Source organism: Sorangium sp. So ce394 (assembly GCF_051474665.1).
GTDB lineage: Bacteria > Myxococcota_A > Polyangia > Polyangiales > Polyangiaceae > Sorangium > Sorangium cellulosum_D.
Window position 1 is genome coordinate 2,424,618 of the sequence record NZ_CP150339.1, and the last position, 23,411, is coordinate 2,448,028.

The following is a 23,411-nucleotide window of genomic DNA, read 5'->3' on the forward strand; positions in this document are numbered from 1 at the left end:
TCCTCTTCCCACGATTCCCACGAATCGATAGAACGAGGCTCAGCCCGAGCGAGCGCGCCTCGCGTGCGCCGCGCCGGCGATCTCGGCCTCCGGCTCGACGTCGGCGTCATCGGGCGGCTCCACCCAGGGGAAGGTGAGGCGCTCGGGGCGCACCAGCGGCGCGGACGGCCGCGGGCCCGCGGTCGCCTGGCGCGCCTCCTCGGCCGCGATCTCCAGCAGGCTCTCGCGGCTGATGCTCACCAGCTCGACGCGCAACGCCTCGGGCATCGAGCCGGGGCGCGGCGGCTGCTGGAGCTCGGCCTCGATCGCCGCCAGGGTCTCGTGGCCCACCGACGCCATGCCCACCCGGATCTCGGGCGCCGACGACAGCGCCCCGCCGAGCGCCCGCGCGACGGCGGCGTGGCCCTCGCGGCCGAGCGCCGCCTCGCCGATGCGGAGCTCTGGCGACGACGCCGCGCCCGCAGCGTCGGGCGGCGGGGGCGCGTCGCGGAGCATCACCGGGCGCGCGAGCGAGCGGGGCGGCCCGCCGTTGGCCAGGAGGACCAGGCCCGCGACGGCGCTGCGCCTGGCCGGCGGCGACGGCGGGGAGGCGCGCCTCGCGGGCGGCGGCGGCTCGCAGACGGCCGCGACCGCGCGGGTGGACGGCGGCGGCTCGCGGACCTCGACGACCGGGCGGCGCGCGGAGGCAGGCGCCGCCTCCCCGCGCGGGCGCGACCGGGTGCGCCGGTGCCCCTTGTGGACCGGCCGCGACGCCGCCGCGGCCGCCTCGTCGATGGCGCGCAGGCCGTGCTCGAGCGCGGGCCACACGCCCTGACGGTCCGCCCACGTGGGCATGACCACGCAGAGGATCTCCTCGTCGGCCACGCCGAAATACACGTCGATGGGCGCCGCGCCCCCGTACGGGACCAGGTCCTCGCGCGGCAGCTCCACATGACCGAGCCGGCTCTGGCTCCCGAGGCTCAGCGCCGCCTCCACGATCCGCCTGCGGCCCTCCTCGGACATGTCGCGCGGCGCTCGCCGGGTGACGAGCCTCCCCCGCCGGGTGATCACGAAGGCGAAGTCCGCGCCCGCAGCCACGTAAGTCCGGTCCGAGATCTCGTCGAGATTCGCCACATTCGCATCCTACACGATCCCGGGCGGCCGCGTCCGACAATCGTGTCTATCCGGGTCGATCATGTCCCACACAAGCGAGAATCGAGGACGCTGGTTGGAAGATTGCCAGTAGGGTGCAATCGCTGCTGCCCTCGGCTCTCTCGGCCGAGGCGTCACCAGCCGCGATCACACGATGCGCGTCCATGCCATGAAACGGACCATTTCTTCTCGATGGCTGTGCGGCGCGACATCGGGTCGCGCTCGCAGTCGAGGCCCTCTCCCGTCGCAGCGCTGTCCAAGGCATCGACTTCCGGGGTCGTATCGAGGGCACCAGCTCCACGCGCCACGGTCGCCGGTACGAGGGAGGCGCCGTGCGGCCATGACCCGCGGATGGACTTCCTCGATCGCGGCGAGCGACCCCCGCAGGCCGTGCGGCGCGTCCGGCGGGCATGATGCGCCCGCGCGCGTCCGCGCGGCCACGCTCTCGGCGGCCCGGGCGGCGCCGGCGAGCGCCCGACCCCTGCTGCTCTCGCCCGCGTCGGCTATGCTCCCGCCGTGCTCGCCATCGAAGCCGCCGCGCTCCGCAAGACCTACGCGGGCCTCTTCCGGCGGGAGGGCCACCAGGCCCTGGCCGGCCTCGATCTCGCCATCCCCCGCGGCGCCGCGTTCGGCCTCCTCGGCCCGAACGGCGCCGGCAAGACCACGTTCATCAAGACCCTCCTCGGCGTCGTCCGCCCCACCTCCGGCGTCGTCCGCGTCCTCGGCGGCGCCCCCGAGGACCGCGCCGTCCGCGCCCGCATCGGCTACCTCCCCGAGCGCCTCCACCTCCCGCACGCCTTCACGCCCGTCGCCTTCCTCGCCAGCGTCGCCCGGCTCAAGCGCCTCTCGATGACCGAGGCCGCGCTCCTCCGCGACCTCGCCCGCGTCGGCCTCCGCGACAGCGCAGAGCGCCGCATCGGCGGCTTCTCCAAGGGGATGAAGCAGCGCCTCGGCCTCGCCGCGGCCCTGCTCGGCGCGCCCGACCTGCTCGTCCTCGACGAGCCCACCGACGGCATCGACCCCCTCGGCCGCGCCGAGATCCGCCGCATCCTGACCGAGGAGCGCGCCCGCGGCGCCACCCTCTTCCTCAACTCGCACCTGCTCTCCGAGACCGAGCGCGTCTGCGACCGCATCGGCATCCTCGCCGGCGGCCGCCTCGTCCGCGAAGGCGCCCTCGAGGCCCTCTGCGGCAGCGCCACGCGCTTCCGCGTCCGCTTCGCGCCCGGCTGCGACCCGGCCGCGCTCGCCCCGCTCGGCTTCGTCGCCCGCGACGCCGAGGGCGCCTTCATCTGCGACGCCGGGGGCCCCGAGGACCTCAACGCCCTGCTCGACGGCGCCCGCGCCCGGGGCGCCCTGCTGATCGAGCTCGCCCGCGACATGCGCGATCTCGAGGACGTCCTCGCCGAGGCCCTCGGGGCGCAGGGCAGGCCGAGCTCCGGAGGACCGTCGTGAAGACCGTCCTCGCCGTCGCGCTCGACCTCGTCCGCGAGGCCGCCTCGCGCCGGTGGTTCCTCGCCCTCGGCGCCGGCATCACGCTCCTGCTCGGCGTCGCCGGCCTCACCCTGCGCATGGACGTCGTCGACGGCGCCCTCGCCGCCACGCGCCTCTTCGGCCAGGTCGTCCCCACCGACATCCGGTCCGTCGACGTCGCCCTCCGGCCCATCTTCCGGGCGGCGGCGTACGTCATCTTCTACGGCGGCCTCGGCTTCGGCGTCCTCGCGTGCGCCGACTTCGCCCCGAGCCTGCTCGCGCCCGGCCGCATCGAGCACCTCCTCGCGCTCCCCGTCCAGCGCTGGGAGCTGCTCGCCGGCACCTTCCTCGGCGTGCTCGCCCTCGCCCTGGCCGGCGCGCTCTACGGCGCGGGCGGCTTCACGCTCCTGCTCGCCGTGAAGACCGGCGTCTGGACGCTGCGCCCCGTCCTCGCCGCCTTCCTCGCGAGCGTCACCTTCGCCGCCCTCTACGGCGCCATGCTCGCCGTCGCCGTGTTCGCGCGCAGCGCCGCGCTCTCCGCCGCCACGGGCGGCGCCCTCTTCGTCGCGGGCATCGTCGCCGGCTACCGCGAGCGCCTCTCGAGCTTCTTCGAGTCCGGCGCCCCCCGCGCGCTCTTCCGCGCCGTGACCGCGCTCCTGCCGCGCGTCTCCACGCTGGCCGACACCTCCGCCGAGCTCGCCGCCTCGGCGCACGTCGAGGCGCTCGATCTCGCGAGCCAGCTCGCGGGGATCGCCGTCTTCGGCCTCGCCGCGGTCGCCTTCGGCATCTGGGGATTCGAACAGAAGGACTTTTGAGCTCCATGCGCCACCGAGCCTGGCTCCTCGCTGCGGTCCTCCTCCTCGGCCTCGCGGCGTGGCTCATGTCGCGCGGCGACGTCAAGGCGACGTCCCCGAAGAAGAAGGCGCGCGTGGAGTTCCCGCGCGGCCCGCGGGAGCCCGAGCTCGAGCGCAGCCTGCGCCGCCGCACGCTGCCGCCGCCGGCGCTCGACCCGAGCGCGGCGCCGAGGCCCTCGCGCGACCCGCTGCTGACGGCGCTGCCCACGGACAGGGCCACGTCGGCCGTCGTCTTCGAGGCGAGCGCCATCAAGGAGTCGCCGGCCGGCAAGCTCTGGCTCGACTGCATGCTCGCGAACGTCGAGATGGATAGCTTCGAGGAGATCGAGGACGAGTTCGGGATCGACGTGCTCGAGGACATCGACCGGATCGCGGCGACGTCGGGGGCGCTCGTGGTGGTGTCGGGCCAGTTCCCGTCGGCGCGCTTCGATTCCCTGCGGGGGAGCCGCCGCGCGTACGGCGCGCGGGGGACGCTGTTCGAGGAGGATGGGCGCGTGCCGGTGTTCGGCCGCTGGGGCGACGGCCTCCTGCTCCTCGGCAGGGACGCGGCGGCGATCGAGGCCGCGATCGACAGGCTGGAGGACAAGGTGGCGCCCGCGCCGCCGGTGATCCCCGAGTGGGCGAGCTATGGAGATGCCTACGGGGTGCTCTCGGCCGACGACGTGGCGGAGCTCCTCGAGGGGAGCGAGCCGGACATCGCCGAGCGGCTGCGCGGCGCGGTGGGCCAGGTGGAGCTGCACGTCGACGCGTCGGAGGACGTCGCGATCGTGGCCGACGTGACGGGGCCCGTGGCGGCCGACGTGGACGATCTCGGCAAGACGCTCGGGACCGCGCTCTCGCTGGCCCGGCTGAAGGCGCAGTCGGACGGGGAGGAGCAGCTCGTCGAGCTGCTCGACCTCGCGCGGGTGAGCCCGCGCAAAGGGCGCTTCTCGATGGATCTCGCGCTGCCGCTGCCGATGATCCAAAAGGCGATGGGCCGCTGCGTGGAGCGCCGGAGGGACGGCGGGGCGCCGGATGAGGAGGGGACGGGAGGGGAGGCGCGGTGATGTGATGGTGTCGCCAGGCGCCCCCTCGATCCGTCGACAATGGGGCCACGAGCGGCCGCGCGAGCTCGAGGCGAGCCGCGCATAGGCGCGACAATGCGCGGATCCGGCGGGTCGTCAGCAATCGCCGCGTCAGGCGCGAAACACCCGTGAGACGGGCTCGCCGATCAGCGCGGCGAGGATCCGCTCGCCGTCGGGCCATGGCCCGAAGCCGGCGTCGGTGTTGATGTGCCCGCACGGTCCAGCGTGGATGAGCTGGCTCCCCCAGGCGCGCGCGAAGGCCTCGGCTCGTTCCGGGGTGCAGTAGGGATCGTTCGCGCTCGCGACGACCGCCGAGGGGAACGGGAGCCTGACCCTGGGCAAGGGGTGGAACGTCGACGCGTCGCGCGGATGGCTCGGAGACTCGGTGTCGGCCGGCGCGACGAGCAGCGCGGCGCGCACGGGCCGCGCGCCCGACGCCCCCCAGTGGACCACCGTGCTCACACCGCAGCTGTGCGCGATCAGCACCGGAGGGGCGGCGCTGTCTGCGACCGCCCGGTCGAGCGCCTCCACCCACGCGCCCCGGTCCGGATGAGCCCAGTCGGGCATCTCCACGCGACGCGCGAAAGGGAGCTTCTGCTCCCAGAGCGTCTGCCAGTGGCGAGGCCCCGAGCCGGAATAACCAGGAACCATGAGCAGCGGCGGCATCATGCGACTATCTTCCACCTGGCGCGCCCGGGCGTGAAGCGCTATGGACGTCGCTCTGGGTGCGCAGGGGCGCCCTCCCCGCCGGAAAGAAGCCTTTCACCCTGCAACGCGACGATCGCGGGTCACCTCGCACCGTCATGAGCACGTCGAGATCCTCGGGCCGAGGGAGCGGGCAGCGGCCGATTCGAGAGGAGACGTCCATGATCGATCCCGTTCGCGAGCTGAAGATCCGCGCCGAGCTGCTGCACAAGCGGCTCGCGTCGAACGACGCCCAGGCGCTCTCGCGCCTGCGCGCGCTGCCCGAGCTCGTGCGCGCCGACGAGGCCGCGCTCGCCGCGGCCGTCCCCGGCATCCGCCGCAAGCATTGCCTCGCCGTGGTCGCGCGCGAGTGCGGCTTCTCGAGCTGGGAGCGCGCGCGCCTCGCCCTCGCGGGGGAGCCCGGCGCGCCCGAGCTCGGGGCCTTGCTCTACGGCCGGGATGCCGGCGTGCTGCACCACTGGTTCACGACCTACGACGAGGCGCGCGCTCACCTCGAGGCGCTGCCGCAGGCGCCGCGCAGCTATCTCCTCACGTACAAGCGCCACTTCTTCGTCGCCGATCGCGCGTTCGTCGCGTCGCTCGGGCTCGATCCCGACGACCCGGACTGGCGGGCGATCGGATGGGACTGGGCGCGGCCCGCCGACCTCGCGGCGCGGAGCCGCCTCTACGCGAAGCGGCTCGCCGCGACGCGGGGGACGGCATGAGCGCCCCGGAGCTGCACCCCGACCTCGCCGCCGCGCTCGAGGCCGCGTTCCCCGGGCGCCCGGTGACCGACGTGACGCCGCTGTCCGGCGGGTTCTCCGGCGCCACGCTGCTCGCGTTCGCGGTCGACGGCGCGCCGTACGTCGCGAAGCGCTTCGCGCCCGATCCGAGCGATCCGGGGCGCTTCGCGCGCGAGACCGCGTGCATGCGCGCCGCCTCCGAGCGCGGCGTCGCCCCGCGCCTGCGCCACGCGGACGCGCGGGCGGGCGTCACGATCATGGACCGCATCGCGGGGACGCCGCTCCGCCCGACGCGCGACCCGGCGCTGCTCGGGCGGGTCGCGGCGGCGTTGCGGCGGCTCCACGACGGTCCGCCGTTTCCGCGCGGCCCGTCGCGCATGGACTTCCTGCGCTCCCTCGACGCGCAGTGCGCCGCGCTCGCGGGCGTGGGCCTCCCGGCGGAGCTCGTCCGCACCGCCGACGCGCTCGAGCGGGTGAGCGGGCCCCACGCGCACGCGGCCCCGTGTCACCGCGACGTCAACCCGAACAACGTGCTCGTCGCGGCCGACCGCGTGTACCTCGTCGACTGGACCACCGCGGGCGCCGGCGATCCGTTCGTCGACCTCGCGCAGCTCGGCGTGTTCGCCTATCCGCGGCCCGAGCAGCGCGAGGCCCTGCTCGAGGCGTACCTCGGGAGGCCCGCGAGCGACGACGACCGCGCGCGGGCGCGCGTGGCGCGCGCGATCGCCCTCGCCTATTACGCGGCGGGGTTCTTCGTCGCAGCGGCGCGCTTCGGCGGGCCGCCGCCCGCGGGCGAGGAGCCCCGCCCGCTCGCGGAGGTCCTCGCCGCGTTCGGCGCCGCGCCGGAGCGCACCCACCCGGGCACGGTCGCCGCCGCCCTCCTGCGCGAGATGCGCCGGGAAGCGCAAGACGTCTCGCGCGGCCGGCCGTGACGTCCCGCTGAAGGGACGGGCGCGGCCGCCCGACGGCGGTCGCGGTCGCCTCGACGCTGCGCCGAGCTGGAGCGGCGGCGCGTCGGCGCCAGCTCGACACGGCTCGGCAGCCGTGCGGCAGGACAGGAAGGCTCGAAGAGGAGATCGCGAGTCGCCCCTCTCCGAGGGGCGCGCAGGATGCATTCCGAATGCGCGTCTCGATTTCTCCCTCTCCGGGCCGTTGCTCGCTGCCGTGGGTCGGTTGGCCGCGATCCGCTCGGCCGATCCCGGAGCGATCGACTCTCGTCCATGGTCGAGCCCGCCGTTCGTCTGGATCCGCCGTGCTTGACGGCATAAACGGCAGATCTGCATACTCGCGCCATGAGCTACATCGACGGCTTCGTGACTCCGGTACCCACGGGCAAAAAGGAGGCTTATCGCGAGCTCTGCGCGCAAGCCGCGCAGGTCTTCCGGGAGTATGGTGCGACGCGCATCGTCGAGTGCTGGGGCGACGACGTCCCCGATGGCAAGATCACCGACTTCAAGGGCGCGGTGAAGGCCGAGGCGGGCGAGACCATCGTGTTCTCCTGGATCGTGTGGCCCTCGAAGGAGGTGCGCGACCAGGCGAGCGCGAAGGTGATGGCCGACCCGCGCATGCAGACGACGGAAGCGCCGCCGTTCGACCCCAAGCGCATGATCTGGGGCGGGTTCGCGGTCCTCTTCGACTCGGGCGGCGAGGAGAGCAAGGCGGGCACCAGGGTCCAGAAGATCACGCCGCACCTCTGGTACGCGAAGGAGGCGGAGGAGGCGGCCCGGTTCTACGCGTCGATCTTCCCCGACTCCCGGGTGGACCGCGTGACCCCGCTGCCGAGCGACACGCCGGGCGGCCCCGCCGGCTCGGTCAAGGTCGTCGAGTTCACGCTGTGCGGTCAGCCCTTCATGGCCATCAGCGCCGGCCCGCTCGACCCGTTCAACCACTCCATCTCGTTCGTGGTGAGCTGTGACGACCAGGCCGAGGTGGATCGCTATTGGAACGCGCTGCTCGAGGGCGGCTCCGCCGAGCAGTGCGGCTGGCTCAAGGACAAGTTCGGCGTGTGCTGGCAGATCGTGCCGACCGTCCTCGGCGACCTCATGGCCGACCCGGACCCCCAGAAGGCGCGCCGCGTCTCCGAGGCGATGCTCAAGATGGTGAAGCTGGACATCGCCGGCCTCAAGGCCGCACACGAAGCGCGCTGAGCGCCGGCGCGGCGCCTGCCGCCAGCAGCTCGGTCTGACCGAGGCGAGCGGCTGCCCGAGCACGGCGGGGTGGCGATCCCTCGCGCTCCGGGCACGTCCCGGCGATGGGGCGCCCCTCCGTCGTCGGCAGCACACATGCGGCGCCCCTTCGGTCGCCACCGGTCCTCCGTCGTTGGTATAAGTCCAGGACAGAATCGGGGATCCGGATGACATGTAACGTAGATTACAATGATGTCGTTGCCGAGAACGAGCGCCTGAGGCAGCGTATCCGGGAGCTGGAGCGCGCCGAGGAGGAGCGGGCTCGCCTCCAGGAGGCGCTGCGCCGGAGCGAGGAGCATGTGCGCCTCTTCGTCACCTACACACCGGCAGCGTTCGCCATGTTCGATCGTGACATGCGCTACGTCATGGCCAGTCACCGCTACCGGGCGGAGTTCGGCTTGGGCGACCAGGAGCTCGTCGGCCGGAGCCATTATGAGATCTTCCCCGACGTCCCCGAGCACTGGAAGGAGATCCACCAGCGCTGTCTCGCGGGGGCCTCGGAAGGGAATGATGAGGAGCCCTTCCCGCGGAGCGACGGGCACGTCGAATGGGGGATGTGGAAGATCTTCCCGTGGTACGCGCCGAACGGCGAGATCGGCGGGATCATGCTGTTCACGGAGGTGATCACCAAGCGAAAGCAGCTCGAGGACCAGCTCCGGATGCAGGCGAAGACGCTCCTGGAGCTGTCGGCGCCCATCGTGCCCATCAGCCAGGGCGTCCTCGTGCTGCCGCTCGTCGGCGCGCTGGACACGGTGCGGGCGCAGCAGATGATGGAGAACCTGCTGAGCAAGGTCGTCGAGCGGCAGGCGCGGGTGGCGATCATCGACGTCACGGGCGTGCCGCACATCGACACGGCCTCGGCGAACGCCCTCCTGCAGGTCGCGCGGGCGGTCCGGCTGCTCGGGGCGCAGGTCGTCCTGACGGGCATCCGACCCGAGGTGTCCCAGGCGATCGTCGGCCTCGACATCGACCTCTCCTGCATCGTGACCCGCCGCGACCTGCAGAGCGGCATCGCGTTCGCGACCGCGACGAACCTGCCGGCCGCGCCGCCGTCCCCGCGATGACGCACCCGCTCGGGGACTGCTGCTGGAGCAGCACCCCCGCAGCACACCCCTGCTGCTCCAGCAGCACGGGGGCATCCGGTATAACGGATCCGCGTCTTTCGAAGCGGACATAAGCCTGGTACGGCGCGTGCAGAACGGAAGCGACAGCGGAGCAACGCTCGTCGATCTGCTCTTCTGACCGGGTGCGCCGCGCGCGCTGCGACCCGCTGATCTTCCTTCGCCATCGGGAGGCGTCGGGCTCTTCAGGCCCTCTCTGTTTTTCCCCCGGGACGGCGCTCAGGAGAGGGCGGTCGCGCTCGCGACGCGGAGCGCTTCGATCGGCTTCCGCCCGGCCTGCCCTGCTGGGGCCAGCAAACGCATTGGTCCGCCCAATGCAATGCGTCAGGGCGAGCGTTCACGTGATGACAGCCATGAAAGACCCCGTGATCGCGCTCGATGCGATCCCATCCATCCTCGCCGGCACGATCGTGACGAACGCCCGTCCGGGCGCGCGGACCGTCGTGCGGCGCCGCGTCGCGACGAGCGCTGCCATCGGCGCGCCGGCGCAGGCGCGCTCCTCCCTCCGGCGCTCGCCGCAGGGTGCGCCCCGCCGGGTCGGCGCTGACGTCGAGCGATGGACGGCCACGCGCTGTCCGAGCGCCGCGCTCGCGGCGCTCTAGCTCGAAGGCCTCTCACGTTCTCAGCACAGGAGCGGTCGCCCCTCGGCGCGCCGCCTCATGCGCCTTGATCGCGGCTGCCCCGCGCCGGAAGCGAGCGCGCGGCACGGTCGCACCCTGGAGACATCGTCATGAGCATCTCATCCTCTCATCTCTCGCTGAAAGACGGCAAGAAGACCTCCCGCTCGCGGGCGGTGCGAGACAAGCTCGACTACCCGGTCATCGACACCGATCTGCACACGATCGAGTTCGCCCCGATCCTCGAGGATTACATCGCGAAGTACGGCGGCGCGAAGTACGTCGACGAGTTCCGCCAGGCGATCAACCGGGGCTTCGGCTACCTGAGCAACGAGTGGTACGATCTCACGCCCGAGCAGCGCGCCGCGCAGCGCTCGGTCCGCCCGCCGTGGTGGGCCCTGCCGACGAAGAACACGCTCGACCTCGCCACGGTGTCGCTGCCCAGGCTCCTGCACGAGCGGCTCGGCGAGTCGGGCACGGACTACGCGGTCCTGTTCCCGAACGTCTCCACGTTCGCCACCCACGTCGGCAAGGAGGATCTGCGCCGGGTGCTCATCCGCGCGGTGAACGCGTATCACGCCGACGTGTACCGGCCGTACGCCGACCGCCTCACGCCGGTCGCCGCGATCCCGCTGCACACGCCGGAGGAGGGGGTCGAGGAGCTCGAGTTCGCGGTGCGCGAGCTCGGCCTCAAGGTCGCGCTCATCCCGGGCAACCTCCGCCGGCCGATCCGGGCGGTGGCCGAGAAGTACCCGTCCCGCCACCATCCGGACGTCGCGCGGCACGCGAACTGGCTCGACACGTTCGGCGTGGACAGCGAATACAACTACGACCCGTTCTGGGCCAAGGCGGTCGAGCTCAAGACCGTGCTGACCACCCACTCTGCCGGCATGGGGTGGACCAGCCGCAGCTCGTTTTCGAACTACATGTACAACCACATCGGCCACTTCGCCTCCGCCTCCGAGGCGCTCGCGAAGTCGCTGTTCTTCAGCGGCGTGACCCGGCGGTTCCCCGATCTCCGCGTCGGCTTCCTCGAGGGCGGGGCGGCGTGGGGCGCGACGCTCTTCGCCGATCTCGTCGGTCACTGGGAGAAGCGCAACGGCCGGGCCGTCCAGAACTACAACCCTGACCTGATCGACGCGAAGCTGCTGTACGCGCTGTACCAGCAGTACGGCGGGCAGGAGGTCGAGGCGCGGCTCGGCGACATCAACGCCGTCCTCGGGGGGGCGCTCGGCGTGTCGAACAACTCGCGCCGCCAGCCGCAAGACCCGGCCGCGCTCGACGACTTCGGGGCGGCGGGCATCGAGCGGATCGAGGACATCCGCGATCGGTACGTGCCGAACTTCTACTTCGGCTCGGAGGCGGACGACCCGACGATCGCGTACGCGTTCAACACCAAGGTCAACCCGCTCGGCGTGCAGCTCAACGCCTTCTGGGCGTCGGACAGCGGGCACTGGGACGTGCCGGATCTGACCGAGGTCCTCGCCGACACCTGGAGCCTCGTCGAGCGCGGGGCGCTCACGGAGGCGAACTTCCGCGATCTCGTGTTCACCCACCCGTACAACTTCTTCGCCGGCAAGAACCCCGGCTTCTTCGCAGGGACCGCGGTCGAGCAGAAGCTGCCGAAGAGCAAGGCGGCCTGACGGAGATGCGCCGCGCGGGGCTGACGGAAGCAGCCCCGCGCGGCGGTGATGGCGAATCTAACGAACCTCTTTGGATCCATTCATGCGTCTGCTTGACCGTTCAAGAACATCTGTCTCCACGATCCTCGCGACGGCCATCGCCCTTTGCGCGACCCAGGCGAGCGCCCAGAACCCGCCCGGCAGGGCCCAGGGGGAGCGACCCGCGCCGGCGCCAGCGGGCGCGGCCCCGGCGCCAGCGGGCGCGGCCCCAGCGCCCGCCGGCGCGGCCCCAGCGCCCGCCGGCGCGGCCCCGGCGCCTGCCGGCGCGGCTCCAGCCGCGACACCGGGCGCCGCGCCCGCCGCGCCGGGCGCCGCCGCTGCGGCTCCTGCGGCGCCCGGCGCAGCCCCGGGCGTGCCATCCCCGGTCCCGGCGCCCGCGGGGGACGCGGCCGCGGAGGCCTTCGTCGAGCCCGATCCCAACGCCGTCACGCGGGACGACCTGCAAGGGCTCGTCACCGACCTCGAGAACTTCAAGTTCCAGTGGCAGCGCGAGCGCGATCTCCACACCGCCATCTCCACGCGCTCCCTCACCATCGGCGGCGTCGTCCAGACGCGCATCGGGTGGTCGGAGCAGCCGGTGACCACGGCGACCTCGAACGATCGCAAGGTGACGTTCGACACGGGCGCCGCGCTCCTGTCGTTCAACGGCATCCTCTACAAGGACTACGAGGAAGGGCGCAACCTCACCTACTCCCTCCGCTTCGGGGCCTCGCCCCAGCAGGCGAGCAACAACAGCTTCCTCAACCTGCTGGACGCCCAGCTGTCGTACTCCGTGCTCCCCACCCTCGCCCCCGAGGACTGGGTCTTGCAAATCACCCTCGGACAGCAGCTCTTGCCGTTCGGGCTGGAGGTGCCGGCGAGCGAGGAGCTCAAGCCCGTCATCACCAACGCGCAGTTCACGACGCGGCTCGGGCTGAACCGGCGCGAGCTCGGCCTCATCGTCCGCGGCGACATCCTGCCGCAGGTGGACTACGGCTACAACTACCGGGCGCCCATCCTCGCCTACGCCGTGGGCCTCGTCAACGGGAGCGGCCCGAACACGCCCGACGACAACAGCGAGAAGGACATCATCGGCCGCCTCGCGTTCACCGTGCCGTCCGACTACAACTCCATCCTCCGGCAGATCACGCTGGGCGGCAGCGTGTACATCGGCTGGCAGAACACGTTCCTCAAGGACGAGAAGAAGACGCTGTCCGGGAAGGGCGCGAAGCGCCGGTACGGCGGCGATATCTACTACAACCACTACCCGATCGGCGTCACCTACGAGTTCATCTACGGCCAGGACGACGTCACGCTCGGGACGACGCTGGAGGACCCCCAGAAGACGAGGCTCTCGAGCTTGTCGCACGTCGCGACGTTCTTCTACAACTGGGGTGAGCAGTTCCTGAGGGGTTACCGGAACCAGGGTCGATACGACGACTGGTGGCCGAAGACCTACCAGCCGTTCATCCGCGTCGACCTCTTCGATCCGAGCACCGAGGTGCTCGAGAACCGGGTCGACGTCTACACGCTCGGCTTCAACGTCTTCTTCGCGGAGACGACGAAGTTCCAGCTCAACTTCAACCGACGGGACGACCGCACGAACAAAGAAGGGGCGCAGCACGAGCTGCTCGCCCAGCTGCAAGGCGGCTTCTGACGCGTCCCGCGGCGCGCAGCATCGGATTCGGAGAGGAAAGCATGAGACGAGCTCTTATCATTCTACAGATCTTCATCGCAGCGCTCTTGACCTTCTCGACGCACGCGGCCCGGGCGGACGCGCCGCGCGTCATCCGCGTCGCGTTCGCCGGAGTGGGCATCGGCAACCGCCCCTTCGTGGGCGGCAGCAGCCTCAGCGTGGTGCACGCGCGCGGGCTCCTCGAGGAGGAGTTCAAGAAGGACAACATCAAGATCGAGTGGTCCTTCTTCAAGGGCGCCGGCCCCGCCGTCAACGAGGCGTACGCGAACAACCTCCTCGATTTCGCGCTCCAGGGAGACCTGCCGTCGAGCATCGGCAGGGCAGGGGGGCTCAAGACGAAGCTGCTCGCGGGCGTGTCGACGCGCCAGCACACGTACCTGGCCGTCCCCTCGGACTCGTCGATCTCGTCGCTCGCCGACCTCAAGGGGAAGAAGGTCGCCCTCTTCAAGGGCACGAACCTCCAGCTGGCCGTCAACAAGATCCTCGCGGGGAGCGGGCTGTCGGAGCGCGACCTCCGGATCCTCAACATGGACTCCGCGACCGCCAAGGCGGCCCTGGCCACGCGGGACATCGACGCCGCCTTCGGCGGGTACGACCTCCTCACGCTCCAGGACCAGGGGATCGCGAAGATCGTCTACACGACGAAGAACGACTCGCCGGCCTACCTGCGGCACGCTCACCTGATCGTCACCGAGGAGTTCGCGAACAAGTACCCGGACGTGACCAAGCGCGTCGTGAAGGTGGTCGTGCAGGCCGCCCACTGGATCGCGCAGAACGAGGCCAACCCGGCGCCGATCTTCCAGCTCTGGTCCAAGTCGGGGACGCCCTACGCGAACTTCAAGGCGGACCAGACGGGCGACGCGCTCAAGGTGCGCGCGAGCCCGCTGTTCGATGAGTACCTGATCTCCCGCTACAAGGCGGCCGTTGCCGACGCGAAGCGGTTCGGCCTCATCAGGAATACGTTCGACGTCGATTCGTGGATCGATCTGCGGTTCCTGAACGCGGCGCTCAAGGAGCTGAACCTCGAGGGCTACTGGCCCGAGTTCGACGCGAACGGGAAGGTCAAGCACCCCGGAAGGCAATGAGAGGAGCGCGCGCGGCACGGCGCACCGCCACGATCGAAAGGCAACCAAGATGACGCAGCAGGGAATCCAAGAAAGCCAGACCCAGGCCGCCTACAAGCTCGCGGCGCCCGAGGTGGCGCTGCCCGCGGGCGGCGCCGCGCGGCTCCTGTCGCGGCGGGTGGGCAACGTCGCCGTCGGGCTCATCTTCCCGGCGGCGCTCCTCCTCGCGTGGAGCTTCGCCTCGCAGCGCGAGCTGATCCCGCCGCAGATCTTGCCGGCGCCGGGGCTCGTCCTCCAGACGCTGACCGAGCTCGCGAGCTCGGGAGATCTGCACACGAACATCGCCATCAGCCTCGGGCGCGTCTTCGGCGGCTTCGCCGTCGGCGGCGCGGCCGGCCTGCTGCTCGGCGTCGCCATGGGGCTCTCGCGGCGGATCGAGGACTACGTGCACCCGCTCTTCAAGGCGCTCGCGCAGGTCCCCGTGCTCGCGTGGCTGCCGCTGTTCATGATGGTGGTGGGCATCGGCGAGTCGCTGAAGCTGATCCTCATCGCGCAGGCGAGCCTCATCCCTGTCGCGCTCAACACGCTCCAGGGCATCAAGAACGTCCCTCGATCCTACATCGAGGTCGCCCGGGTCTTCCGGTTCAGCAACGTCCAGCTGCTCCGGAAGGTCGTGCTCCCCTCCGCGGTCCCGTCGATCGCGGTCGGCATCCGGTACGGCCTCACGCAAGCGTGGCTGTCGCTCGTGACGGTCGAGCTCCTGGCCTCCTCCGAGGGCGTCGGGTTCTTGATCGTCTGGGGCCGCCAGCTCTTCCAGCTCGACGTGGTGCTCGCGGCGATCCTCGTCGTGGGCGTCCTCGGGCTCGTCCTCGACAAGGGGCTCGAGAAGATCGAGGCCCGCCTCCTCCGCTGGCGGCGCGCCGCCCTGTGACACCCGCGAGGTCCGAACGATGAGCGCCATCACGCAAGCTCTGGTCCAGCCGCGGCTGCGGCGCGGCCTGATCCTGCCCATCTTCGTCGTGTTCGCCTGGATCGTGGTCTGCCGCTACGATCTCGCCAACACCCGCATCCTGGTCCCGCCGCTCGCGGTGTGGGAGGCCGCGAAGGCCCAGCACGAGAGCGGGGAGCTGTGGGCCCACCTCCGGGCCAGCGTGGGCCGGGATCTCCTCGGGTTCGCGCTCGGGACGCTGGCCGGCACGGCGGTCGGCGGCCTCCTCGCGCTCTCGCGCACCGCCGACCGGCTGTTCTCGCCGAGCTTCCACGCCGCGAAGCAGGTCGCGCTGTTCGCGTGGATCCCGCTCATGTCGGTGTGGCTCGGCGTGGGCGAGCAGGCGAAGGTCGCCTTCATCGCGCTCTCCGCCTTCTATCCGGTCGTCGTGAACACCTACGAGGGCGTGCGGAGCGTCGGTGTCGAGCACATCGAGGTGGCGCGCGTGCTCCGCTTCTCGCGCTGGCAGGTCGTCCGCAAGGTCGTCCTGCCGTCCGCCGCGCCGTCGCTCTTCGCGGGCGTCCATCAGGCGCTCATCTATGCGTGGCTCGGCACCCTCGGCGCCGAGTACCTGCTCGAGCCCGCGCCGGGCATCGGCAGCCTGATGGTCGACGGGCGCGAGCGCTTCGCGATGGACGTCGTGCTGGTCGGGCTCATCGTGTCCGGCCTCGTGGGCTTCGGCCTGAACCTCTTGGCCACGGCCGCGGAGGAGCGCCTGCTCCGCTGGCGCGTCCGCGGCGTGTGAACATCTTCGAGGAGGAATCCATGAGCTCGCCTGGAGTCATCAACATCCGCGATGTGAACAAGAAGTACGTGGTCAAGGACGAGTCCCTAGAGGTGCTCCAGGGGATCGGGTTGACCATCCACCCCGGCGAGTTCATCAGCGTGGTGGGCACGAGCGGTTGCGGCAAGTCCACGCTCCTCCGGCTGCTCGTCGGGCTGGACACCGAGTACGAGGGCGACATCCTCGTCGGCGGCGCGCGCGTCCAGGGGACGAGCCTCGACCGGGGCATCGTCTTCCAGGAGCACCGGCTCTTCCCCTGGCTCACCATCGAGCAGAACGTCGCGCTCGGGCTCGAGAACTCGGCGTGGACGCGGGCCGAGAAGGCCCGCGCGGTCGATGAGCACCTCGAGCTCGTGGGCCTGTCGGCGTTCAAGCGGGCCTACCCGCACCAGCTCTCCGGCGGGATGGCGCAGCGGGCGGCGATCGCGCGCGGGCTGGTCAACCGGCCGGGGCTCCTGCTCCTCGACGAGCCGTTCGGCGCGCTCGACGCGCTGACCCGCACGAAGCTGCAGCAGGAGCTCCAGCGCATCTGGCAAGAGGAGAAGATCACCATGATCCTCGTCACGCACGACGTCGAGGAGGCCGTGTTCCTCGGCGATCGGGTCGTGGTGCTCGAGCCGAGGCCCGGGCGGATCAAGCGCATCGTCCCCGTCGGCGTGCCGCGCCCCCGGTCGCGCACGGATCACGACATCAAGGCGCTCACCGACGAGGTGCGCGGCTACCTCCTCGAGGCGTAGCGCGAACGGCCCCGGGTCCGTCCGGGGCCCCCGGTAAGGCTGCGCCGGAGAAAGATCTCTGGCGCACGCCATGGTCGTCCGTTATAATGGACGGAACATCCGCTATCATGGTGAGTAAAGCCCGATGACGATGCCGTTGCTCACGCTTCCCAACCCGAGCTCGCTGGCTCTTTCCCTGCGCGCGAAGGCGCTGGTCTTCGAGGATCCCCGGTCGCAGGCGCTCCTCGACCGGATCCGCCAGATCGCGCCCAGCGACGCGACGTTGCTCGTGACCGGGGAGACCGGCACGGGCAAGGAGCTCGTGGCGCGTCACATCCACGCGCTCAGCCACCGGCGGGGCCGGCCCTTCGTGGCGGTCAACTGCGGTGCCTGGTCGGAGTCGCTGGTCGAGAGCGAGCTGTTCGGCCACGAGAAGGGCGCCTTCACCGGGGCGACGACCTCGAAGGCCGGGTGGTTCGAGGCCGCGGACGGCGGCACGCTGTTCCTCGACGAGATCGGCGATCTGTCGCTGCCGCTCCAGGTGAAGCTGCTGCGCGTGCTGCAGGAGCGCGAGGTGGTGAGGCTCGGCTCGCGCCAGCCGATCCCGATCGATGTGCGCCTCATCGCGGCGACGAACGTGAACCTGGAGGAGGCGGTGATCGCGCGGAAATTCCGCGAGGATCTCTTCTACCGGCTCAACGTGGCGACGCTCTCGCTCCCGCCGCTGCGCGAGCGGCCGGGCGACATCCTGCCGCTGGCGCGTTTTTTCCTCGAGCTGTACGCGCAGCGGCTCGGCTCGGCGCCGGCCGCGCTCTCGGCGGAGGCGACGGCGCGGCTCCTGGAGCACCCGTGGCCCGGGAACATCCGGGAGCTCGAGAACGCGATGCACCACGCGCTCCTGGTCTGCAGAGGGCATGAGGTCACGCCGGCGGATCTGCGCCTCACGGCGCTCCAGCCGAAGGCGGGGACGAGCCCTCCGCCGTCGGATCGGGCGGGCGCGGAGGCCGTGTCCCAGGTGCGGCCGACGCCGCAGGCGACGTCGCTGGAGGGCGCGCTGCTCGCGCTGTTCGAGCAGAACCTGCCGAACCTGCACGAGCAGATCGAGGAGACGATCATCCGGACGGCGTACCGTTATTGCGATCGCAATCAGCTCCAGACGGCGCGGCTGCTCGGCATCAGCAGGAACATCGTGCGCGCCCGGCTCGCGCAGTTCGGCGAGCTGGCGCGCTACCGCGCGGTGCGCGGCGGGGCGGCGGGCGCGGCGTTCGGGCGGGGAGAGCCGAGCACGTCGTCGCGCGCTCCAGGGACGGGCTAGGGGCGCGTCGCTCGGCGGCGGGGCGCGTCGCTCGGCGGCGGGGCGCGTCGCTCGGCGGCGGGGCGCGTCGCTCGGCGGCGGGGCACGTCCGCTCGGGAAAGCGGGTGCGGTCGCGCAGCTGCGTGGATCGGCGGAGGCGCCGCCGGCGCGATTCAGGAGCGCGACGCGGGGGACTGCCGGGAGCGAGCCGGCGTGCGGGGGCGAGCCCTCGCGCTCTGGGTCCTCGTCCCGAGGGCCTCGCGCACGGTCGTCGCGGTGGCGGCCTGCGCGATCCACCGGTCGAGCTTCGCTGCGTCGGCGCAGGCCCGGATGCGCGCTTCGTCGTCCTGCGAGGGCGAGAGCCCGCGCGCCCGCAGCAGCGTGAGGAGCGCGTCTTGGCGGCCCTTGGCCTCGCCCTCGGCCCGGCCCTTGGCCTCGCCCTCGGCCCGGCCCTTCTTCCGCCCCTGCGCTTCGAGGAAGAGGCGCAGCTTCCTGGCGGCGGGGGTCTCCGGGATCTTGTCGGGGTTCATCGAGGCCTCCCTGAGGAGCTCCAGCATGCGTTCGCTGAGCACGGAGAGGATCGCACGCTGCTGGGCCCGTCGCAACGCGCGCGGCAGCCGCTCGGTCAGCTCGAACGCCCGCTCGACGACGGCGCGCGCCCCGGGCCCATGGCGGTGCTGCATGGCCCACGCCGCGAACAGCGCGAGCTCCGGGTGGCGCTCGTCGAGCAGCGCCTTGCTCTCATCGGCGCCGAGGTGGAGCACGACCGGCCTGAGCTGGAGCTCGGTCCCGAGGCGCGTGCGCACGCACGCGACGCGCTCGGCCCAGCGGGCGACGGCGCGGCGCGCGGTGATGACGATCACGTCGCCCATCGCGCCGGTCTGACTGAAGAGCAAGCTGGCCGCGAGGGGCCACCGCCTCCGCTTGGCCGGATCGACGCCGCGCTGCAGCTCGACCAAGACCCAGCGGCGCCGGCCGCCCTGAAGCACGAGATCGAGCCGCAGCTCTGCGGGCTTCACGAAGCGGAGCGTGGCGTCGGCCGGCTTGAGGCTCCGCGGGAGCTTCACGCCGGTGAGCTTGGAGACGAGCGCGCCGAGCAACCCCGGTTGCTCGCGCAATGCGACGATCAGGACCTCGTGCGGTGTGCTCGGCACGCGCCGTGACTACGCCGAGAGGGCGGTCGCCGGCCAAGTTCCGTTCGCCCACCCGCGCTCACGCCATTGCGGCGCATCGGGGCCACGCAGAAACTCAAATGGGCGCGTCGAGGTGAGCGGAATCGACGATCCCTCACCGCCGCGTTTGCTGCACCGCTGCGCGGCGCTCGATGGAAAGCGTCACCGCGTGACGCGGCATTACAAGGCATTTGGGGCTGGCGCCCGTCTTCGCAACCAGGGACTTTACAGTCAGCGATCGGGCTCCAGGGTGACATGATGAAACCCACGAACCAGCACGCAGGACCGAGCAAGCAGGCTGAGCAGCATATCGGCAGCGAACAGCAGGAGCCGGGGGCGCCGACGCGGCAGCTCGACGACGAGACGACGCAGGGATCGAGCGACGTCGAGAAGATCGCTCGCCAGCAGGGCGCCTCGCAGCGGGGCTACACGGCGGACGGACCGCACGAAGACCGGCCGGCGCAGTTCGATCCGGCGCACCCGGGGGGGCGGCCCGAGGGCGATCCGCGCCGCTGACGCAGGGCAGGGGCTGCGGTCCCCGCGCGCGGCGCAGGGGCTGCGGTCCCCGCGCGCGGCGCGATGGGCGCGCGGCGCGATGGGGCGCGCCCGGCGTGGCCGCCGCAGCGGCTGGACGCGGAGGGGCTACCGCGGCGGGGCCTCGCACGCCCGCCGCGTCACCTCGTGGCGGTAGTCGAACATCCGCTCCAGCTTGCGCCGGACGAAGCGGCCGCCGCCGAGCCGGCCGAGGGCCCCGAGCGGCAGCTCGTACTCCACATGGTCGGTGAGATAGCAGCCGCCCGAGCCGTCGGGGTCCATGCGGTGGGTGTGGATCCAGCGCTTGAAGGGGCCGCTGCGCTGCGCGTCCTGGAACATCCTGCCCTGTTCGTACCGGGTGTGCTCCGCGACCCAGCGCACCGGGACGGGGCCGACGCGCGATTCGAGGACCACGCGCGCGCCGACGAGGATGCCGCCGGTCTTCTCCAGGACGCGCGCCTTCTCCCAGGGGGGCGTGAGCCGCTCCAGCGCGTCGGGCTCCTCGTGGAAGGCGAACACCCGCTCGGGGGGCGCGGCGATGCGCGTGCGCTTCTCGAAGATGGGCACGGCGTGAGCATGGATCGCGGCCCGCCGGCGCGCCCGCGAACTGCATGGGCCTCCGAGGTGCCGGCGATGGACAAGGTCGAGGGCGCCCCCTAGAGGAGCAGCACGGGGCGCGCGGCGCGCGGTTCCCCGGGGCCGGCGGCCGACCGGCCAGCGGATGGAGAGGACGGCTGCATGGCGTTCAGAGGGCTGGATCAGCTGGTCGAATCGCGCATCCAAGGCGCGATCGCGCGCGGAGAGCTCGACCGGCTCCCGGGGCAGGGCAAGCCGCTCAAGGAGGACGACCTCAGCGGGCTGAGCCGCGACGAGCGGATGGAGGTCCTCCTCGCGCGGTGCGCGGGGAGCGCGCCCGAGGAAGTGCAGCTCCTGCGGGAGATCGCCGACCTGCGCGAGGCCATCGCGCGCACCCCCGCGGGTCCGGCGCGGCAGAAGCTCGCGCAGACGCTGAAGGACCGGACGCTGCGCCTCACCCTGCTGTTCGAGGCGTCGGGCAAGCACGTCCTGGTCAGCCTGCTCGACGGTGCGGCGCGGGCCGGCGCGAAGCTCGCTGCAGGGGCCGGCCCCGAGCCGCGACGTCCGCGCAGCCGCGATCGGTGACGGACCGGCCGGCGTCGCTCGATCAGAACGTCCACGACCAGGTGAACGCGGCGGGCTCCGGCGTCGGCTCGGGCAGCGCACCTGCCGCATACGGCGCCTTGCTCGGCGCGATCGGGTGGATGGCCGCGATCGCGAAGCCCGTCACGTGGCCCAGGATCATGCCGGCGCCGACGTCCTGCCACGAGTGCGCGCCCGAGCCGATCCGCAGCGCCATCGTCACCACGGTGGCCGCCTCGGCGATGGCCAGCGCGCCGAGGCGCGGCGCGGCGTCGCCGGTCGTGCGCAGCGCGAGGTTGAGCCGCGCGCCCGCGATGGCGGCGACCGGGGTGGTGTGGCCCGACGGGAAGGCGTCGAAGTCGAGATCGGTGTCTCCGCACCGATCGGTCCGCCACGAGCGCGGCCGGCACCGGCCCGCCAGGCGCTTGATCACGCTCGAGAGGCCGGTCGACAGCGCCGCGGCCTCGACCTCGATCAGCGACGTCCTGAGCGCCCGCGAGAAGGGGCGGCGGACGCCGGCGCCCGCGAGGTAGCCGCCCTCGAGGGCGTACCCGCTGCCGAGGACGAGCATCGTGCCCACGGCGGCGCCGGTGATGTCGCTGACGAGGCCGATGGTCTCGTTGCGCTCCTCGCTGGAGGCGGCGCCCCACGTCGAGCGGCGCTGGGGGAGCAGGTACGCTCCGAGCGAGGCGGTGCAGACGGCGGCGACGGCCACCTCGCCGCCCGGCGTCCCGAACGCCCAGTCGGGCGCCGCCGGGCCTGCCTGCGCGGCGGCCGTCGGGCTCCACGCCAGCGCGCACGCGAAGGCGAGCGGCGCCGCGGCTTTCACGGCTTCTTCGCTGCGGGGGGAGCTGCCGGCTGCGCCGCGGGCTTGCCGGCCTGGGGCGCCGCGGGGGCCGCAGGCTTGCCGGCCTGGGGCGCCGCGGGCTTGCCGGCCGCCGGCGGCGCGGCCGTCGCGCCCGGCGCCTTCTGGACGATGACCTCGCCGAGCTGCAGCGCCGAGAGCTGCTCTCCGACGGCGCCGGCGTCGCCCACCAGCACGACCCGGAGCTGCTCGGGCACGAGGTACTTCTGCGCGACCTGCTGCACGTCCGCGGGCGTGATCCGCTGGATCCGCGCCGGCCGCGTCGCGAACTCGTCGAGCGGCAGATCGTAGACCGCGAGGCTCGCGACCGTCGACGCGGTCGCGCCCGCCGTCTCGAAGCGGGCCGGCAGCTGGCGGATGAGGTTCGCCTTGGCGTCGGCGAGCTCCTCGATCGTGACCGGCTCCCTCCGCATCCGCTCGATCTCCGCGAAGATCTCCTTCACGGCGGGGCCGGTGTTCTCCCGCACGACGGCGCCGGCCGCCGAGAACGGGCCCGCCCCGTGGCGCATGTCGAAGCTGGAGCGCGCGCCGTAGGTGTAGGCGTGCTTCTCGCGCAGGTTCAGGTTGAGCCGGCTCGAGAACTGCCCGCCGAGGAGGGTGTTCATCACGAGGAGCGCGTCGTAGTCCTTGGTCGCGCGCGGCACGCCCGGCAGCGTCACCGTCACCGACGACTGCGTGAGCCCGGGCCGGTCGACGATCACGACGCGCGGCGCGCCCGCCGCGAGCGCCGGCGGCTCGGCCGGGAGCTCCGCCTTCGCCGGGACGGGCGGCGCGCCGGTCGGGCCCTTCCAGGCGCCGAAGACCCGCTCCACCTCCTTCACCGCGTCGGCCTTGGTGATGTTCCCGGCGATGGCGACGGTCGTCAGCTCCGGCCGGAACTGCGCGGCGTGGAACCGCGCGAGGGCGCCCGCCGTGATCTTCTTCAGCGCCGCCTCGGTGCCGAGCAGCGGCGCGCTGTACGGGTGACCTTCGGGGTAGAGGACCAGGCCCTGGGCGATGGAGAGGAGCGACGCGGGCCGGTCGTTCAGCTCGGCGAGCTGGGTGATGCGGCGCGAGCGCTCGCGCTCGATCTCGGCCGGCGCGAACGCCGGGTTCATGTACGCGTCGCCGAGCAGCGTGAGCATCTCGCCGAAGCGCGGCGTCAAGCTCTGGCCCTGCACGCCGCCGCCGTCGAAGTTGACCCCGGACGAGAAGCTCGCGCCGAGCTTGCCGAGCGCGTCGCTGAACTGGAGCGCGGAGCGGGTCTTGGTGCCCTGCGTGAGCATCGCCCCCGCGAACGCGCCGACGCCCGGACCGGCCTGGTCGGCGCCCCGGACGGTGGTCACGTCCACCGCGACGATCGGCAGCTCGTGCCGCTCCACGACGAGGACGCGGATCCCGTTCGCGAGCTTCGCCTCCTCGATCCGAGGCGGCACGAAGACCACCTCCGGCCCGGGGGGCGGCGGCGAGCGGCGGAAGGCGTCCGCGGGCGCGGGGGGCTGCGCCGCGGCGGTGGGCGACGCGGGCGGCGCCTTGGCGGTCGCGGCGGGCGGCGCCGGCGGGTTCGAGGCGCAGGCGGCGAGCGCCGCGGCGGCGAGCGAGACGGAGAGGATTCGTTTCATGCGCATGG

General features: G+C 72.3%; 23 protein-coding genes and 1 pseudogene. 18 read left to right on the forward strand and 6 right to left on the reverse strand.

Features of this window, described 5'->3' with window-relative positions; translation table 11 throughout:
* Positions 1 to 39: 39 nt before the first annotated feature.
* A complete protein-coding gene (locus WMF33_RS08940; protein ID WP_437336748.1) occupies positions 40 to 1,113 on the reverse strand; it encodes a hypothetical protein in 1,074 nt (357 codons plus the stop codon).
* 534 nt (positions 1,114 to 1,647) lie between these two features.
* Here WMF33_RS08940 and WMF33_RS08945 point away from each other — a divergent pair.
* The 3 genes from WMF33_RS08945 to WMF33_RS08955 are packed head-to-tail and all read left to right on the forward strand — an operon-like array spanning position 1,648 to position 4,501.
* Complete coding sequence (locus WMF33_RS08945; RefSeq protein ID WP_437336749.1) at positions 1,648 to 2,583, forward strand: ABC transporter ATP-binding protein; 936 nt, start codon at positions 1,648 to 1,650, stop codon at positions 2,581 to 2,583.
* Positions 2,580 to 3,416: an ABC transporter permease subunit gene (locus WMF33_RS08950; protein WP_437336750.1), complete on the forward strand. Its 837-nt coding sequence runs from the start codon at positions 2,580 to 2,582 to the stop codon at positions 3,414 to 3,416. The genes WMF33_RS08945 and WMF33_RS08950 overlap by 4 nt, the downstream gene beginning before the upstream one ends.
* Before the next feature lie 5 nt (positions 3,417 to 3,421).
* Complete coding sequence (locus WMF33_RS08955) at positions 3,422 to 4,501, forward strand: hypothetical protein (protein ID WP_437336751.1); 1,080 nt, start codon at positions 3,422 to 3,424, stop codon at positions 4,499 to 4,501.
* A gap of 129 nt (positions 4,502 to 4,630) precedes the next feature.
* Here the strand turns inward: WMF33_RS08955 and WMF33_RS08960 are convergent, their stop codons facing one another.
* A complete protein-coding gene (locus tag WMF33_RS08960) occupies positions 4,631 to 5,185 on the reverse strand; it encodes an RBBP9/YdeN family alpha/beta hydrolase (RefSeq protein ID WP_437339457.1) in 555 nt (184 codons plus the stop codon).
* Positions 5,186 to 5,385: 200 nt separating this feature from the next.
* Between WMF33_RS08960 and WMF33_RS08965 the strand changes: the two genes are divergently transcribed.
* From WMF33_RS08965 to WMF33_RS09025, 13 genes and pseudogenes are all read left to right on the forward strand, one after another.
* The gene (locus WMF33_RS08965; RefSeq protein ID WP_437336752.1) at positions 5,386 to 5,928 is read left to right on the forward strand and encodes a hypothetical protein; all 543 of its coding nucleotides are present in this window, start codon (positions 5,386 to 5,388) and stop codon (positions 5,926 to 5,928) included.
* A complete protein-coding gene (locus tag WMF33_RS08970) occupies positions 5,925 to 6,878 on the forward strand; it encodes a phosphotransferase (RefSeq protein WP_437336753.1) in 954 nt (317 codons plus the stop codon). The genes WMF33_RS08965 and WMF33_RS08970 overlap by 4 nt, the downstream gene beginning before the upstream one ends.
* 360 nt (positions 6,879 to 7,238) lie before the next feature.
* Positions 7,239 to 7,529 (forward strand): annotated as a pseudogene (locus WMF33_RS08975) (DUF1428 domain-containing protein); the annotation flags it as partial.
* A 21-nt stretch (positions 7,530 to 7,550) separates the two neighbouring features.
* Positions 7,551 to 8,093 (forward strand): VOC family protein, encoded by a 543-nt coding sequence (locus tag WMF33_RS08980; protein ID WP_437339458.1) that lies wholly within the window; start codon positions 7,551 to 7,553, stop codon positions 8,091 to 8,093.
* A 206-nt stretch (positions 8,094 to 8,299) separates the two neighbouring features.
* On the forward strand, positions 8,300 to 9,196 hold the full coding sequence (locus WMF33_RS08985; RefSeq protein WP_437336754.1) for an STAS domain-containing protein: 897 nt from the start codon (positions 8,300 to 8,302) through the stop codon (positions 9,194 to 9,196).
* 410 nt (positions 9,197 to 9,606) lie between these two features.
* A complete protein-coding gene (locus tag WMF33_RS08990; RefSeq protein ID WP_437336755.1) occupies positions 9,607 to 9,855 on the forward strand; it encodes a hypothetical protein in 249 nt (82 codons plus the stop codon).
* A gap of 128 nt (positions 9,856 to 9,983) precedes the next feature.
* Complete coding sequence (locus WMF33_RS08995) at positions 9,984 to 11,513, forward strand: amidohydrolase family protein (RefSeq protein WP_437336756.1); 1,530 nt, start codon at positions 9,984 to 9,986, stop codon at positions 11,511 to 11,513.
* Between the two features lie 391 nt (positions 11,514 to 11,904).
* The gene (locus tag WMF33_RS09000; protein ID WP_437336757.1) at positions 11,905 to 13,188 is read left to right on the forward strand and encodes a hypothetical protein; all 1,284 of its coding nucleotides are present in this window, start codon (positions 11,905 to 11,907) and stop codon (positions 13,186 to 13,188) included.
* A 41-nt stretch (positions 13,189 to 13,229) separates the two neighbouring features.
* On the forward strand, positions 13,230 to 14,312 hold the full coding sequence (locus tag WMF33_RS09005) for an ABC transporter substrate-binding protein (protein ID WP_437336758.1): 1,083 nt from the start codon (positions 13,230 to 13,232) through the stop codon (positions 14,310 to 14,312).
* 49 nt (positions 14,313 to 14,361) lie between these two features.
* Positions 14,362 to 15,222 carry an ABC transporter permease gene (locus WMF33_RS09010; protein WP_437336759.1) on the forward strand — a complete coding sequence of 287 codons (861 nt, stop codon included), beginning with the start codon at positions 14,362 to 14,364 and terminating at the stop codon, positions 15,220 to 15,222.
* A gap of 19 nt (positions 15,223 to 15,241) precedes the next feature.
* Complete coding sequence (locus WMF33_RS09015; protein ID WP_437336760.1) at positions 15,242 to 16,024, forward strand: ABC transporter permease; 783 nt, start codon at positions 15,242 to 15,244, stop codon at positions 16,022 to 16,024.
* A gap of 20 nt (positions 16,025 to 16,044) precedes the next feature.
* The gene (locus WMF33_RS09020) at positions 16,045 to 16,800 is read left to right on the forward strand and encodes an ABC transporter ATP-binding protein (RefSeq protein ID WP_437336761.1); all 756 of its coding nucleotides are present in this window, start codon (positions 16,045 to 16,047) and stop codon (positions 16,798 to 16,800) included.
* 130 nt (positions 16,801 to 16,930) lie between these two features.
* Complete coding sequence (locus WMF33_RS09025) at positions 16,931 to 18,094, forward strand: sigma-54 interaction domain-containing protein (RefSeq protein ID WP_437339459.1); 1,164 nt, start codon at positions 16,931 to 16,933, stop codon at positions 18,092 to 18,094.
* A gap of 152 nt (positions 18,095 to 18,246) precedes the next feature.
* Here the strand turns inward: WMF33_RS09025 and WMF33_RS09030 are convergent, their stop codons facing one another.
* Complete coding sequence (locus WMF33_RS09030; RefSeq protein WP_437336762.1) at positions 18,247 to 19,227, reverse strand: hypothetical protein; 981 nt, start codon at positions 19,225 to 19,227, stop codon at positions 18,247 to 18,249.
* Between the two features lie 276 nt (positions 19,228 to 19,503).
* Here WMF33_RS09030 and WMF33_RS09035 point away from each other — a divergent pair, with 276 nt between their 5' ends.
* The gene (locus WMF33_RS09035; protein WP_437336763.1) at positions 19,504 to 19,761 is read left to right on the forward strand and encodes a hypothetical protein; all 258 of its coding nucleotides are present in this window, start codon (positions 19,504 to 19,506) and stop codon (positions 19,759 to 19,761) included.
* Between the two features lie 126 nt (positions 19,762 to 19,887).
* Here WMF33_RS09035 and WMF33_RS09040 read toward each other — a convergent pair whose 3' ends face one another.
* On the reverse strand, positions 19,888 to 20,346 hold the full coding sequence (locus WMF33_RS09040; protein ID WP_437336764.1) for an SRPBCC family protein: 459 nt from the start codon (positions 20,344 to 20,346) through the stop codon (positions 19,888 to 19,890).
* 171 nt (positions 20,347 to 20,517) lie between these two features.
* Between WMF33_RS09040 and WMF33_RS09045 the strand changes: the two genes are divergently transcribed.
* Positions 20,518 to 20,940, forward strand: coding sequence for a DUF1992 domain-containing protein (locus WMF33_RS09045; RefSeq protein WP_437336765.1), 423 nt, complete (start codon positions 20,518 to 20,520; stop codon positions 20,938 to 20,940).
* A 22-nt stretch (positions 20,941 to 20,962) separates the two neighbouring features.
* Here WMF33_RS09045 and WMF33_RS09050 read toward each other — a convergent pair whose 3' ends face one another.
* Together WMF33_RS09050 and WMF33_RS09055 are read right to left on the reverse strand one after the other, a co-directional pair.
* Entirely contained in the window at positions 20,963 to 21,766 is an 804-nt protein-coding gene (locus tag WMF33_RS09050; RefSeq protein ID WP_437336766.1) for a phosphatase PAP2 family protein, read from the reverse strand.
* Positions 21,763 to 23,409: a M16 family metallopeptidase gene (locus tag WMF33_RS09055; RefSeq protein ID WP_437336767.1), complete on the reverse strand. Its 1,647-nt coding sequence runs from the start codon at positions 23,407 to 23,409 to the stop codon at positions 21,763 to 21,765. Before WMF33_RS09055 ends, WMF33_RS09050 begins: the two co-directional genes overlap by 4 nt.
* Positions 23,410 to 23,411 lie beyond the last annotated feature (2 nt).